This is a genomic window from Paraburkholderia caffeinitolerans (assembly GCF_902859945.1).
Taxonomy (GTDB): domain Bacteria; phylum Pseudomonadota; class Gammaproteobacteria; order Burkholderiales; family Burkholderiaceae; genus Paraburkholderia; species Paraburkholderia caffeinitolerans.
Window position 1 is genome coordinate 16,592 of record NZ_CADIKL010000012.1, and the last position, 14,584, is coordinate 31,175.

Annotated in this window: 14 protein-coding genes; all 14 read right to left on the reverse strand. The window is 64.0% G+C overall.

The window, feature by feature from the left end:
* Nucleotides 1-6: 6 nt before the first annotated feature.
* The 14 genes from rnhB to tsf all read right to left on the reverse strand — a co-directional run bounded on the left by rnhB (nt 7) and on the right by tsf (nt 14,476).
* Nucleotides 7-816 (reverse strand): ribonuclease HII, encoded by an 810-nt coding sequence (gene rnhB / locus HV773_RS14125; protein WP_129561906.1) that lies wholly within the window; start codon nt 814-816, stop codon nt 7-9.
* Nucleotides 813-1,982 (reverse strand): lipid-A-disaccharide synthase, encoded by a 1,170-nt coding sequence (lpxB, locus tag HV773_RS14130; protein ID WP_129561905.1) that lies wholly within the window; start codon nt 1,980-1,982, stop codon nt 813-815. Before lpxB ends, rnhB begins: the two co-directional genes overlap by 4 nt.
* A gap of 3 nt (nt 1,983-1,985) precedes the next feature.
* Entirely contained in the window at nt 1,986-2,774 is a 789-nt protein-coding gene (gene lpxA, locus HV773_RS14135) for an acyl-ACP--UDP-N-acetylglucosamine O-acyltransferase (RefSeq protein WP_129561904.1), read from the reverse strand.
* Nucleotides 2,775-2,817: 43 nt separating this feature from the next.
* Nucleotides 2,818-3,279 carry a 3-hydroxyacyl-ACP dehydratase FabZ gene (fabZ, locus tag HV773_RS14140; RefSeq protein ID WP_129561903.1) on the reverse strand — a complete coding sequence of 154 codons (462 nt, stop codon included), beginning with the start codon at nt 3,277-3,279 and terminating at the stop codon, nt 2,818-2,820.
* Nucleotides 3,280-3,496: 217 nt separating this feature from the next.
* A complete protein-coding gene (gene lpxD, locus HV773_RS14145; RefSeq protein WP_129561902.1) occupies nt 3,497-4,570 on the reverse strand; it encodes a UDP-3-O-(3-hydroxymyristoyl)glucosamine N-acyltransferase in 1,074 nt (357 codons plus the stop codon).
* An 18-nt stretch (nt 4,571-4,588) separates the two neighbouring features.
* Complete coding sequence (locus tag HV773_RS14150; protein ID WP_129561901.1) at nt 4,589-5,131, reverse strand: OmpH/Skp family outer membrane protein; 543 nt, start codon at nt 5,129-5,131, stop codon at nt 4,589-4,591.
* Nucleotides 5,132-5,175: 44 nt separating this feature from the next.
* Nucleotides 5,176-7,485, reverse strand: a complete 2,310-nt coding sequence (gene bamA, locus HV773_RS14155; RefSeq protein WP_129561900.1) for an outer membrane protein assembly factor BamA — start codon at nt 7,483-7,485, stop codon at nt 5,176-5,178.
* A 67-nt stretch (nt 7,486-7,552) separates the two neighbouring features.
* The gene (gene rseP, locus HV773_RS14160) at nt 7,553-8,959 is read right to left on the reverse strand and encodes an RIP metalloprotease RseP (protein WP_129561899.1); all 1,407 of its coding nucleotides are present in this window, start codon (nt 8,957-8,959) and stop codon (nt 7,553-7,555) included.
* A 133-nt stretch (nt 8,960-9,092) separates the two neighbouring features.
* Nucleotides 9,093-10,274, reverse strand: coding sequence for a 1-deoxy-D-xylulose-5-phosphate reductoisomerase (locus HV773_RS14165; protein WP_129561898.1), 1,182 nt, complete (start codon nt 10,272-10,274; stop codon nt 9,093-9,095).
* 26 nt (nt 10,275-10,300) lie between these two features.
* On the reverse strand, nt 10,301-11,110 hold the full coding sequence (locus tag HV773_RS14170) for a phosphatidate cytidylyltransferase (protein WP_129561897.1): 810 nt from the start codon (nt 11,108-11,110) through the stop codon (nt 10,301-10,303).
* Nucleotides 11,104-11,886, reverse strand: coding sequence for a polyprenyl diphosphate synthase (gene uppS / locus HV773_RS14175; protein WP_129561896.1), 783 nt, complete (start codon nt 11,884-11,886; stop codon nt 11,104-11,106). The genes HV773_RS14170 and uppS overlap by 7 nt, the downstream gene beginning before the upstream one ends.
* A 73-nt stretch (nt 11,887-11,959) precedes the next feature.
* Entirely contained in the window at nt 11,960-12,520 is a 561-nt protein-coding gene (gene frr, locus HV773_RS14180; protein ID WP_129561895.1) for a ribosome recycling factor, read from the reverse strand.
* 96 nt (nt 12,521-12,616) lie between these two features.
* Nucleotides 12,617-13,333: a UMP kinase gene (gene pyrH, locus HV773_RS14185; RefSeq protein ID WP_129561894.1), complete on the reverse strand. Its 717-nt coding sequence runs from the start codon at nt 13,331-13,333 to the stop codon at nt 12,617-12,619.
* 261 nt (nt 13,334-13,594) lie between these two features.
* Nucleotides 13,595-14,476: a translation elongation factor Ts gene (tsf, locus tag HV773_RS14190; protein WP_129563322.1), complete on the reverse strand. Its 882-nt coding sequence runs from the start codon at nt 14,474-14,476 to the stop codon at nt 13,595-13,597.
* Nucleotides 14,477-14,584: the final 108 nt, after the last annotated feature.

Below are 14,584 nucleotides of genomic sequence, written 5' to 3' on the forward strand. Positions count from 1 at the left end.
CCCGACTCAGGCTGATGCGAAGGCGTCGTCGTCCGGGGTGGCGGCCGTGTTTGCCGTCCTTGCCTCGCTCGCCGGCGCGAGACCATGCAACGCATACGCGTCGCGCACGGGCGCAAACGTGCGCCGGTGATGCACGCACGGGCCATGCTCGCGCAGCGCGGCCAGATGCTGCGCGGTGCCGTAGCCCGCGTGCGCATCGAAGCCATAGACAGGAAACGCCTCGTGCAACTCCAGCAGCATGCGGTCGCGCGTGACCTTCGCGATGATCGACGCCGCCGAGATGCTGGGCACCAGCGCATCGCCGCCGATCACGGCCTCGCTGCGCACCGGCAGCACCGGGCAGCGGTTGCCGTCGATTTTGGCGAGCGTGGGCGTCACGCTCAGCCCTTCCACGGCGCGCCGCATCGCCAGCATGGTCGCGTGCAGGATATTAAGCGAGTCGATCTCCTCGACACTCGCCGACGCCACGCACCATGCAAGCGCGCGCTCGATGATAAGGTCGTAGAGCGCTTCGCGCGCTTTCGCCGAGAGCGCCTTGGAATCGTCAAGACCGGCGATCGGACGCGCCGGATCGAGAATCACGGCGGCGGCCGTGACCGGACCGGCTAGCGGTCCGCGCCCAGCCTCGTCCACGCCACAGACGATGTCATCAGGCGACTCGAACAGCAGACCGGCCTGCTCCGCCCACTTTTGACGCGCCGCGCGTTTCTCGGCCGCGTTCGAAGGCGTTTTCGACGGTGCTTTGGATCCGGCTTGTGCCGCAGCTTTCGCCGCAGGCGCCTTCGCGCGTGTGCGCTTGATCGCGACTTCGGTCATGCCGGGCTCCTGCGGCGCTCCACGACGCTGGCGACCACCTCGGCCGCCCGCTCCGACATGTTCTGGCGCAGCGCATGGTGCATCTGCGTGAACACTTCGGTCAACGTGCGCCGGTTGGCCTCGTCGTGCAATTGCGTGAGCGTCGCGTCCGCGAGCGCCTCGGGCGTCGCGAAGTGCTGAAGGATCTCGGGCACCACAAAGCGCCCAGCGAGAATGTTCGGCAGGCCGACATACGGCAGATAGCCCTGGCGGCGCATGATCTGCCCCGTGAGCCAAGGCACCTTGTACGAGATGACCATCGGCTTCTTGAGCAGCGCCGCCTCGAGCGTAACCGTGCCGCTCTTGACGAGGATCGCGTCTGCGGCAGTCATCGCCATCTGCGACTGCCCGTCGATGATCGTGAGCGCGAGGCCCTGGTGTGCGTTGGCGAGCTCTTGCAACTGTGCGTGGATCGCCGGCGTCGCCGCCGGCATCACGAAGCGCAAGCCCGGCTCGCGCTGCTGCATGATCTGCATCGCGTCGAAGAACGTCGGACCGATCAGGTTGATCTCGGAGCGGCGGCTGCCCGGCAGCACCGCAATGATCGGTCCGCTCTCCGACAGACCGAGCGCGCGTCGCGCGCCGGGCACATCGGGTTCGAGCGGGATGTCGTCGGCAAGCGGATGCCCCACGTAGGTCGCCGCCACGCCGGCTTTCTCGAGGATCGCCGGCTCGAACGGAAAGACGCAGAGCATGTGATCCACGGCCTTCTGGATCTTCTTGATGCGGCCGCCTCGCCATGCCCAGATCGACGGGCACACGAAATGAATCGTGGGAATACCCGCATCGCGCAGCGGGTGTTCGAGACCGAAGTTGAAATCGGGCGCGTCCACGCCGATGAAGACGTCGGGCGGATCCGCGAGCAGTTGATGCTTGAGTTCGCCGCGAATGCGCAGGATCTCGGGAATATGCTTGAGCGCCTCGACATAGCCGCGCACGGTGAGCTTGTCCATCGGCCAGTGCGCCTCGAAACCGGCGGTCTGCATGCGCGGCCCGCCGATTCCGTAGTAGTGCGCACTATCCGGCAGCCTGCCGGTCAGCCCCTTGAGCAGCGACGCCGCGAGCAGGTCGCCGGACGGCTCGCCGGCAACCATGGCAAGGCGCAACGGACGGGTTTGTAGCGCCATCGGTTAGCGGATGATGCCGCGTTGCGACTGCTCGACGAAATCGAGCAGCGCCTTCACGTGCGCGTCGCCGTCGCCACCCGCTTGCGCGAGCTCGGCGATCTGCACCTTCGCCTCTTCGAGCGACAGGCCATTCTTGTACAGCACACGATAGGCCGAGCGCAGCGCCGAGATCGCGTCGGGCGTAAAGCCGCGACGGCGCAGCCCTTCGACGTTGATGCCATGCGGCACCGCCTTGTTGCCCGCGGCGACCACGAACGGCGGCACGTCCTGCACGAGCGCCGATGCGCCGCCCACCATCGAGTGCGCGCCGATGCGCACGAACTGATGCACGCCCGTCATGCCGCCGACGATCGCGAAATCGTCGACGATCACATGGCCCGCGAGCTGCGCGTTGCTCGACATGATCACGTTGTTGCCGAGCCGGCAGTCGTGACCCACGTGTACGTACGACATGATCCAGTTGTCGTCGCCGACGCTCGTGACGCCGGTGTCCTGCACCGTGCCCGTATGGATCGACGTGAACTCGCGAATGGTGTTGCGGTTGCCGATCACGAGCTTCGTGGGCTCGCCCTTGTACTTCATGTCCTGCGGACGGCCGCCGATGATCGCGTAATGGCCGATCATGTTGTCTTCGCCGATCGTCGTGTGGCCTTCCAGCACGCTGTGCGAGCCGACCTTGGTGCGTGCGCCGATGGTGACGTTGGCCCCGATCACCGCATACGGCCCGATCTCCGCCGATTCATCGACTTGCGCGCCGGACTCGACGACCGCGGTGGGATGGATCCTGCTCATTCGTCCTGGCTCTCCAATTCTGTTGCCGTACTGGCGCGCCTTACTACGCCGCGTCCATTTTCTTGACGGTGCACATGAGTTCCGCCTCGCAGGCGACGGCGCCTTCCACTTCGGCTACGGCCTTGAACTTCCAGATGCCGCGCATGTAGCGCTCGAACGTCACGTTCAGGATGAGTTGATCGCCGGGTTCGACCACGCGCTTGAAGCGCGCACCGTCGATGCCGACGAAGTAGTACAGCGTGTTCTCGAAGTCCTGCTCCTCTTCCGAAAAGGTGAGGAGCGCGGCCGTTTGCGCCAGCGCTTCAAGAATCATCACGCCGGGCATGACCGGGCGCTGGGGGAAATGGCCCTGGAAAAAAGGCTCATTGACGGTCACGTTCTTCAACGCCTTGATGCTCTTGTGCGGCACGATTTCGGTGACCCGGTCCACCATCAGGAACGGATAGCGATGCGGAAGCAGCGTGAGGATCTTGTGGATGTCGAAGTTGAGTTTTTCGATGTTCATGGTGTTTCTACTCACGCTGTAATTGCGTGTGACTGTCGAATGCAATGTCTGAAGTGCCAGGGATACCGAAGCCCGGCTCCCGCGGTACCTCAACGGCCCGCGCTTCTGGCGCAGTATGCGCCATGTGCGACACTTCGTGCATGCGGATTGCCCCGGGTCACGCTGACCGAGTCAAGCTGACCGGGGCTCTTGACGCCCAGGCGTTGAACCTGCCTTGTTATGCGCCGCCTTGTGCCTTCTGGGCAGCGGCTTCGAGCGCCCTGATGCGATCGCGCAGCTTGTCGATATTGCGCAGCAGCGCGGCGCTCTTGTTCCAGTCGGCGTGATCGACCGCCGGGAACGCGCTCGTGTAGATGCCGGCCTTGGGCAGCGACTTCGAGACCCCCGACTTCGCCGTGACGATCACGTAGTCGCCGAGCGTGACGTGACCCGCGATGCCGACCGCGCCGCCGATCATGCAATGGCGGCCGATCGTGGTGCTGCCCGCAATGCCCGCGCAACCCGCGATCACGGTGTATGCGCCAACCTTGCAGTTGTGGCCAATCTGCACGAGGTTATCGATCTTGACGCACTCCTCGATGATCGTGTCGGCCATCGCACCGCGGTCGATCGTGGTGTTCGCACCGATCTCGACATCGGGCCCGATCGAGACGCCGCCCACTTGCGGAATCTTCACCCAGCTGCCCGTGCGCGCATCGCCCTCGCCCGTGAAGTCGGGCGCAAAGCCAAAGCCGTCCGAGCCGATCACGGCGCCGGCGTGCACGATGGCGCGCGCGCCGATCTTGCAGCCGTGATAGACCGCCACGCCCGGATAGAAGTGCGAGCCCTCACCCACCTGGGCGCCGCGGCCAATGAACACGTTGGCGTCCAGCCGCACGTGCTCGCCGATCGTGGCGCCCGCTTCCACCGTGACGTTCGGGCCGATCACCGCGCTCGCGGCAACCTTTGCCGTGGCATCGACATGCGCGCTCGGGTGCACGCCCGGCTGCGCCTTTGGCGCGGCCAAGTCGATGAACGCCTGCGCCACGCGTGCAAAGTACGCGTACGGATTGGGCGTGACGATGAAGTTACGTCCCTCGCGGGAAGCCAGTTTTTCGAGATCTTCCGGGCTGATCAGCACGGCGCCTGCGCGAGTCGTTTCGACCTGCGACAGATACTTGGGGTTGGCGAGGAACGCCAGTTGTTGCGGACCCGCCTGATCGAGCGGCGCGAGCGACCCGACACGTTGTGTCGGATCGCCAATCACAGCGCCACCGAAGCGCCCGGCGATGTCCTCAAGCGTAAAAGCCATGCGCGTGATGCTCCTGCCTTAATTGCTGCTGCCAGTGGCGCCCGACGCGAGCGCCTTCAAGACCTGGTCGGTGATGTCGATGCGCGGGCTCACGTACACCGCTTCCTGCACGATCAAATCGTAGTGTTGCTGCTCGGCGATCTGCTTGATCACCTTGTTCGCCCGATCCAGCACCGCCGCAAGCTCTTCATTGCGACGCTGGTTCAGATCTTCGCGAAACTCGCGCTGCTTGCGCTGGAAATCGCTGTCGAGCTGCGACAGATCGCGCTGCTTCTGCGCGCGATCGCCGGGCGCCATGCCCGGCCCATTCTTGTCGAGGGAGTCCGACATGGACTTCAAGCGTTGCGCCATGTCCTGCAGGTCCTTGTCGCGCTTTGCGAACTCGGCTTCGAGCTTGGTTTGCGCGGCCTTCGCGGGGGCGGATTCGCGCAGGATGCGGTCGGAGTTGACCGCTGCGATCTTCGCTTCCTGCGCATGGGCCGCGCCCGTGCCAACAGCGAACATCGCCAGCGACAGCGCCAAGGCCCCGATCGTCCGTCTGGAAAACATACCCGTTAGCAAAGTTATCCTCTCGTTTCTGTAAATACCTGTTCCTGCGTGCCTTGTTAGAAGGCCGTGCCAATCTGGAACTGGAACTTCTGGTACTGATCGCCTTCGTGCTTGACCATCGGGAAGCCAAGGCTCAGCTTGAGCGGGCCGATCGGCGAAATCCACGCAAGACCCACACCGTATGCATAGCGCAGACCGTTCGCGCCCGTGCTGGTGTTGCCCTCGTCGCCCCAGACGTTACCGGCGTCGACGAACGTGAAGACGCGCAGCGTGCGATCGTAGCCCGTGCCCGGCAGCGGGAACGTGAGTTCGATGTTGCCGACCACCATCTTCGAACCGCCGATCGGGTCGTTGGTCTTGGCGTCGCGCGGACCCAGCGAGCTCGGCTCGTAGCCACGCACCGAACCGATACCGCCCGCGTAGTAGTTCTTGAAGATCGGGTACGGCTTGCCGTCGAGACCCTTGCCGTAGCCCGCCTGGAAGTTCATGCCCAGCACGAAGCCGCGCGCGAACGAGTAATAGTACTGCGCCTGCACGTCGGTCTTGACGTAAGGCGTCGATCCGACCGGCGTACCCCATTCGAAATTCGCCTGCGTAAAGTAGCCGCGGCTCGGAATCAGCGCACTGTCACGCGCGTCGCGCGACCAGCCGATCGTGAACGGAATGTTGTTCGACACGCGGCCGAACTCGTTCACATAATCGATGTAGCTCTGCGGCGTGTACTGATCGACATCGAGGGTGTCCTGCTCGAAGCCGATGCCGAAGAAGACCGTGTCCACTTCCGAGAACGGAATGCCGAACTTCAGGTCGGCGCCCGTCGTGATGATCTTGAAGCTCGAATCGGTCGAGTAGTACAGCGGCTGGTACGTGCGGTAGTAGACGTCGGTAATGCGCTTGATGCCGTCCACCGTGAAGTACGGGTCCACCTGCGTGACGGCCAGCGTGCGGTACGTCTTCGCGGTGTTGATGTTCACCGAGAGGCTCGTGCCCGAGCCGAACACGTTGTCCTGCGAAACGCCGGCCGACAGCACCACCTTGTCCGTGGACGAGAAGCCCGCACCCAGCGTGATCGCGCCGGTCGGCTTTTCGGCCACCTTCACGTTCACGTCGACCTGGTCCGGCGTGCCTTCCACCGGCACCGTGGTCACGTCGACGTCGGTGAAGTAACCGAGACGGTTGATACGGTCCTTCGAGAGCGCGAGGCGGCTCGAATCGAACCACGAGCTTTCGAGCTGACGCATTTCGCGACGCACGACTTCGTCGCGCGTGCGCGTGTTGCCGATCACGTTGATGCGGCGCACGTACACGCGGCGGCTCGGATCGACCTGCAGCGTGAGATCGACCGTGTGATCGGCCTGATTGATCTGCGGCAACGCATTGACAGTGGCGAACGCGTAACCGTATTCGCCGAGCTTGTCGACGATCGACTTGGTCGTAGCCTGCAGCTTCTCGGCCGAGAAGCGGTCACCCGGCTTGATCTTGATGAGCTTGTTGAGTTCGGCCTCGCGGTCGAGCAGATTGCCGGCCAGGTGGATGCCCGAAACCTTGTAGGGCTCGCCTTCGTGGATCCCGACCGTCAGGTACATGTCCTTCTTGTCGGGCGAAATCGAAACCTGCGTCGAGTCGATGTTGAACTCGAGATAGCCATGGTTCAGGTAGTACGAGCGCACGTTCTCGAGGTCGCCCGTGAGCTTTTCCTTCGAGTACAGGTCGTTCTTCGTGTACCACGAGAACCAGTTCGGCGTGGAGAGCTGCATCTCCGAGAGCAGCGTGCCGCTGCTATACGACTTGTTGCCGATGAAGTTGATCTGCCGGATCTTCGCGCTCGGGCCTTCGACCACTGAGAACAGCAGGCCGACGCGGTTGCGGTCGATCGGGGTTACCGTGGTCGTGACCTCGGCGGCGTAGAAGCCGCGCGTGAGGTACTGACGCTTGAGTTCCTGCTCGGCCTTGTCGACAAGCGCCTTGTCGTAGTAGCGGCCTTGCGAGAGACCGACTGCGCGCAGCGCCTTCGTGAGGTTGTCCTTGTCAAACTCCTTGATGCCTGCGAAGTCGATCGTGCCGATGGCCGGTCGCTCCTGCACCTGCACGACGACAACTCCGCCTTCGGTGCCGATGCGCACATCGTTGAAGAAGCCCGTTGCATACAATGCGCGGATGGCATCGGATGCCTTGTCGTCGGTAAACGTATCGCCCTGCTTGATGGGCAAGTACGCGAACACCGTGCCCGGCTCGACGCGCTGCAGTCCTTCGATGCGGATGTCCTGAACCACGAAAGGCGTTGTCGCCGCGTGAGCGACCAGGCCATGCGCGGCAATCGCCGCAGCCGCAACCGTTTTTGGAACCAAGCGATGAGGTCTAAACAACGTGCTTCCCCAGTGTGTATAGCTGCATCAGATCAGGCGGTCCGCCTTCGGACGCCGCCAGACATCTTTAAAAATGGATTAACCGAGCCAGATCGTTGAACAACGCGATCGCCGATAATGCGACGATGCAGGCAAGTCCCGCGCGCTGCAGGACGAGCTGCCAGCGGTCCGAGACAGCTTTGCCCGTTACGGCTTCAACCGCATAATATAACAGATGCCCCCCGTCCAATACCGGAATTGGGAGCAGGTTGAGTACGCCAAGGCTAATGCTGACAAGGGCGAGGAACGACAGGAAGGCGGACGGACCGAGTCTTGCGCTCTTGCCTGCATAGTCAGCAATCGTCACGGGGCCCGACAGATTCTTCAGAGATGCCTCTCCCGTGAGCATGCGTCCGAACATACGCAGCGAATAGATCGCGATGTCCCAGGTGCGGAACGCACCCAGCCGAACGCTCTCGATCGGCCCGTAGCGGACGTCCACCGTTGGCGCCTGGGCCGCGAGCGCCGCGCCGATACGCCCGACTTCCTCACCCGTTTCGCTGTCGCGCTGCATCGCGGGCGTGATCGTGAGCATCAACGTCTGCCCCTGCCCGGACGCGCCGTTTTGTGTGTCCCCACGCACGATGCGCAGGTGCACGGGCTTGCCAGCGTGCGCCTTCACGTATCCGATGAAAGTGCTTGCGCTGTCAACGGGACGGCCATCGATCGCCACCAGGCGGTCGCCTTTTTGCAGCCCCGCCTGCTGCGCGGCGCTGCCCGCCTCCACGCCCGCGATCGTCAAACTGGCGCCGCCAGCCTCGAGACCGAGCTTCGCCATGAAGTCGTCGTCGAGATCCCTGCTGGTGAGGCGCGATAGATCGAGCGGGAAGTCGTAGGTGCCGCCACCGTCGCGCGCGGAGAGCACCACGCGGTTTTGGTCAAAGGCTGAGGACAGCAGCTTCCAGCGCAGATCGGCCCACGAGCGCACGGGCTCGGTGTCGCTGCCGTTCGCGTCGCTCACGGCAAGAATGGTCTCGCCGCCCTGGAAGCCGGCCTGCGCGGCAGCCGTATGCGCCGGCGGCACGGCCACGATCGCGGTCGGCTCGGTCACGCCGCTCGCGAAGACCGCAGCGAAGAGCGCGATGGCAAGAATGAAATTGGCCAAGGGCCCCGCAGCGACAATGGCGATGCGCTTGCCGACCGACTGCCGGTTGAAGGCGTGCGGCAAGTCTTCGTCGGGAATGGTCCCCGGCGTGTCCTTCAACTCGCGCTCGTCGAGCATCTTGACGTAGCCGCCGAGCGGCAGCGCCGAGATCGTCCACTCGGTGCCGCTCTTCTTGCTGACCCATTGCACGAGCGGCTTGCCGAAGCCGATCGAAAACCGAAGAACCTTGACGCCGCACAAGCGCGCGACGCTGTAGTGTCCATATTCGTGCACGACGACGAGAACGCCGATCGCCACGACAAAAGACACCAGTTCGGTGAGCAGATTCATATGCGCCTCCTCTGCTGGAAGCAGCGCACCAGTACGGGCTTAACCTCGTTGGCGGGCCGATGGGTCTGCAAGCAGGCCCTCACACTCCCGCGGGCGGCCTGAGCACACCCCCGGGAGCGGCCCGAGCAAGGCCTCAGGCCGGCACCGGCAGGCTGTCGATGATCTTGAGCGCCGCGCGGCGCGCGGCTGCGTCGGCTTCGAGCACGACATCGAGGCTCGCGGCGCTGCGATTGTCCAGCGCGTTGAGCACGGCGTCGACCGTCTGCGCGATCGCCATGAAACCGATCCGGCGGTTGAGGAACGCCTCCACCGCGATTTCGTTGGCTGCGTTGAGCGTGGCGCTCGCCACGCCGCCCTCGGCCAGCGCCTTCATTGCCAGCGCAAGACACGGGAAACGTGCGTAATCCGGCTTTTCGAAATTGAGCGTGGCGACCTGCGCGAGGTCGAGTTGCGCAACGCCAGAATCCACACGCTCAGGGAACGCGAGCGCGTGCGCGATGGGCGTGCGCATGTCCGGGTTGCCCAGTTGCGCGAGCACCGAACCGTCCGCGTACGAGACCATCGAGTGAATCACGCTCTGCGGATGGATCAGCACGTCGATGCGCTCGCCCGGCAGATCGAACAGGTAATGCGCCTCGATGACTTCGAGGCCCTTGTTCATCATCGTGGCCGAGTCAACCGATATCTTGCGGCCCATCGACCAGTTCGGATGCTTGCAGGCCTCTTCCGGCGTCACGCCGACGAGCGTGGCTGGCTCGCGCGTGCGGAACGGGCCACCCGAAGCGGTCAGAATGATCTTCGTCACGCCGCCATGCTTCGTACCTTCGGACGGCAGGCACTGAAACACCGCGTTGTGCTCGCTGTCCACGGGCAGCAGCACCGCGCCGTTCTCGCGCGCCGCATCCATGAAGATGTCGCCCGACATCACGAGCGCTTCCTTGTTCGCGAGCAGGATGCGCTTGCCGGCCTGCGCCGCAGCAAGTGTGGGCACGAGCCCCGCCGCGCCGACGATGGCGGCAACCACGGTGTCGCAACCATCGCTCTTCGCGACTTCGACGAGCGCCTGCGGCCCGTACGTCACGACGGTCTTCGAGCCAGCCGCGCGCAGCTTGCGCTCGACCGCCGCAGCGGTCTCGGCGTCACCGACCACGGCCACTTCGGGCACGAAGCGCAGACATTGCTCGACGAGCTTGTCGCCGTTGCGGTGCGCGGTGAGCGCGTAGACGGAGAAGCGTTGCGGATGACGCGCAACCACGTCGAGCGTGCTGTCTCCGATCGAGCCCGTGGATCCGAGCAAGGTGAGTCGTTTTTGCATTTCCATTAGTCTCTAACCGAGCGTCTCTAACCGAGCAGCAGCATGGCAAGCGGCAGGACCGGCAGCAGCGCGTCGATGCGATCGAGCACGCCGCCGTGGCCTGGCAGGAGGCCGCTCGAGTCTTTTACGCCCGCCTGGCGCTTCGTCATCGACTCGAACAGATCGCCGATCACGCTGAACGCGACCAGCACGGTAAGCACGAAGAGCGCCCGGCCGAGGCCGAGGCGCGTCGCCAGCGCCGAATACAGGGTCGGCTCGAACGCGTGCAGTGCGAGCGCGGCGCCCGACACCGCCATCACGGCCACCCAGCCGCCCACGGCGCCTTCCCAAGTCTTGCCCGGACTGATCGAGGGCGCGAGCTTATGCTTTCCGAATGCCTTGCCTGCAAAGTATGCGCCGATATCGGCAAGCCAGACGATCAGGAGCAGCGAGAGCACGAACGCGACGCCCACCGTGCGTGCCGCGACCAGCGCGTGCCAGCAGGCGCAGAAGATCACGAGTCCGGCTGCGAGCAGGAAGGCGCGCCAGGCACCGGCGCCAAGCGTCGGCTTGCGCACGAGCACGTAAGGGCCGGCGATGAGCCAGAAGATGCCGGCGGCCTGATAAAGCGGATGGGCTGATTCGAGCCGCTGGCTTGCGATGACGGCCAGCACGGCAATCGCCGCGTAGACGATCGAGCCCACTTTGCCGGCCGTGAGCAGGCGCGCCCACTCCCACGCGGCGAACAACACCACGACGCCGATCAGCACGCCAAACCAGGCAACCGGCGCGAACAGCGTGACCGGCAGGAGGATCGCCAGCAGGACGAGCGCCGTGATGACACGGGTCTTTAGCATGAAAGCGAGTCGGCGTTCTGGGATTGGTTTTCGAGCTGGGCGCTCGTGCGGCCAAAGCGGCGCTCACGTTCGGCGTAGGAGCCGATCGCGCGATTGAGTGCATCGGCGTTGAAGTCCGGCCAGAACGTTTCGGTGAAATAGAATTCTGCGTACGCGAGTTGCCAGAGCAGGAAATTGCTCACGCGCTGCTCGCCGCCGGTGCGGATGAAGAGATCGGGCTCCGGCGCATAGTTCATGGCCAGATACTGGCCAATGGTGTCCTCGGTGACGGGCACCGGCTCGCCGGCCGCGGCAGCTGCCTCAACCAGCTTGCGGGTCGCCTGCATGATGTCCCAGCGGCCGCCGTAATTCGCAGCGATGGTCAGCGTGAGCCGCGTATTTCGCGCGGTCTTGGTTTCCGCGCGGCGGATCAGGTCCTGGATGCGTTCGTTGAACATCGACAGGTCGCCGACCACGCGCAGGCGAATGCCGTTCGCATGGAGACGCGCCACTTCGCGCTCGAGCGCGGTGACGAACAGGCGCATCAGGAACGACACTTCGTCGGTCGGACGCCGCCAGTTCTCCGAACTGAACGCGAACAGGGTGAGGTATTCGACGCCATTCTCGACGCAGGCTTCGACGACCGAACGCACGGCGTCGACGCCGCGCGTATGGCCCGCGACGCGCGGCAAGCGGCGTTGAGTCGCCCAACGGCCATTGCCGTCCATGATGATCGCGATGTGGCGCGGCACGGCCGCCACGTCGGGCACGCGAACGGTTGAGCTGGTATAGGTCATGGCCGTCAGACTAAAACTGCGGATACGGACAAAAGGGCGAGAGAACCCTGGCGGAACTGAGAGCCTTGCGGCCTCAGACCGTCATGATCTCCGCTTCCTTGGTCTGGACGAGCTTGTCGATCTCGGCCACGAAGCGGTCCGTCAGCTTCTGGACGTCGTCGCCACCGCGGCGCTCGTCGTCTTCCGAGATTTCCTTGTCCTTCACGAGCTTCTTCAGTTGCTCGTTGGCGTCGCGACGCAGGTTACGCACGGCCACTTTCGCCGTTTCGCCCTCGTTCTTGACGACCTTCGTGAGCTCCTTGCGGCGCTCTTCGGTCAGCGCGGGCATCGGCACGCGAATGAGATCGCCATGCGTGGCCGGGTTCAGGCCGAGATCCGACTCACGGATCGCCTTCTCGATGACCGGCACCATCTTCTTTTCCCACGCCTGCACGCCAATCGTGCGCGCGTCCACGAGCGTGAGGTTCGCGACCTGCGAGATGGGCACGGGCGAGCCGTAGTAGTCGACCTGGATATGGTCGAGCAGACCGGTATGGGCACGACCCGTGCGGATTTTCGCCAGATCGCCCTTGAACGAGTCGATCGAGCGCTGCATTTTTTGCTCAGCGCCCTTCTTGATGTCAGCCACAGCCATTTTGATACCTCCGAACCTTCATTACGGAACGGGCCCGCCAGCGCGCTCGAGGGGCGGCGCGGCCCATGTTCGTTTCCCGTCGTTCGAGACGAGAGTTTACACGTGGACGAGCGTGCCTTCGTCTTCGCCTTGAATGATGCGCTTGAGCGCGCCCGGCTTGACGATGGAAAAAACCCGGATGGGCAGCTTCTGGTCACGGCACAGCGCGAACGCCGTCGCGTCCATCACCTGCAAGTTGCGGCCAATTGCCTCGTCGAAGCTGATCGTCGAGTAGCGCGTGGCCGAGAGATCCTTTTTCGGGTCCGCCGAGTAGACGCCGTCGACCTTGGTGGCCTTGAGCACCACTTCCGCACCCACTTCCGCGCCGCGCAGTGCAGCGGCGGTATCGGTGGTGAAGAACGGGTTACCCGTGCCCGCCGCGAAGATCACGACCTTGCCCTCTTCGAGCTGGCGAATTGCGCGCGGGCGAATATACGGCTCGACCACCTGGTCCATGCGCAGCGCCGACTGCACGCGTGCCTCAATGCCGGCGTGGCGCATGGCGTCCTGCAGCGCGAGCGCGTTCATCATAGTGGCGAGCATGCCCATGTAGTCAGCCGTCGCGCGGTCCATGCCGGCCGCGCCGCCCGCGACGCCGCGGAAAATGTTGCCACCGCCGATCACGACTGCGAGCTGCGTGCCGAGCCGCACCACCTCGGCCACGTCCGCCACCATTCGTTCGATCGTGGCGCGGTTGATGCCGAAGGCATCGTCGCCCATCAGGGCTTCGCCGGAAAGTTTGAGGAGGACGCGTTTATAGGCGGGTGTGGGCATGGGGGTATCCAGGATCGCGCGCAAAAGGCACTAACAGGGCAATAACTTGAAACTGTAGGGGTGAAATACGACTAGGGGCAAGCGCCGCCAGAATAGCGAAGATTTGCGCCACGGGGCACGGCGGGAGTCCACCGCGCAAGGCGCCGCTACATCGGGCGTCGCTACGCTGCCCACCGCGGCGGATCACTCCGCCGCGGCTTGCTACGTACTGCTGATGCTTTTACTGCGGTACGGCTTGAAGCTTGAAGGCTTGCGCGGCCTTTATTGCTGCTTCGCAGCAGCGACTTGCGCGGCCACTTCGGCAGCGAAGTCGTCCTGGCGCTTCTCGATGCCTTCGCCCACCACGAAGAGGGCGAACTTCTGCACCGTCGTGCCAGCAGCCTTGAGCATCTGCTCAATCGTCTGCTTGTCGTTCTTCACGAACGGCTGGTTCAGCAGCGAGACTTCCTTCAGGTACTTCTGAACCGAACCTTCAACCATCTTCGCGACGATTTCAGCCGGCTTGCCCGATTCGGCAGCCTTCTGTTCGGCGATGCTGCGCTCCTTGGCGATCAGGTCGGCCGGCACGTCGTCCGACGACAGCGAGACCGGCTTCATCGCGGCGATGTGCATCGCGACGTCCTTGCCCACTTGCTCTTCAGCGCCCGTGTACTCGACCAGCACGCCGATACGCGTGCCGTGCAGGTACGCAGCCAGCTTGTTGGCGGTCTCGAAACGCGCGAAACGGCGGATCGAGAGGTTTTCGCCGATCTTGCCGACCAGCGCGAGGCGCACTGCGTCGACCGTCGAGCCTTCCAGCGGCAGAGCCGACAGAGCCGCGACGTCAGCCGGGTTCTGCGTAGCGACGAGTTCGGCGATCGTCTTCGCGAATGCGAGGAAGTCGTCGTTCTTCGCGACGAAGTCGGTTTCGCAGTTCAGTTCGACCACGGCGCCAGCGTTGGCACCGATGAACGACGAGATCACGCCTTCAGCCGTCACGCGCGAAGCAGCCTTGCTTGCCTTGTTGCCGAGCTTCACGCGCAGCAGTTCTTCAGCGCGTGCCAGGTCGCCGTCGGCTTCCGTCAGCGCCTTCTTGCATTCCATCATCGGCGCGTCGGTCTTCGCGCGCAGTTCTGCCACCATGCTTGCGGTAATTGCCGCCATCATTCGCTCCTTGAATCTGTCTGGTACGCGCCAGCCGCATGATTCGATGCGGCCGGCAGGAATTCGTTTCCGTAAATACCGTGCTGAAACGCTTTTTTACAGCTGCTT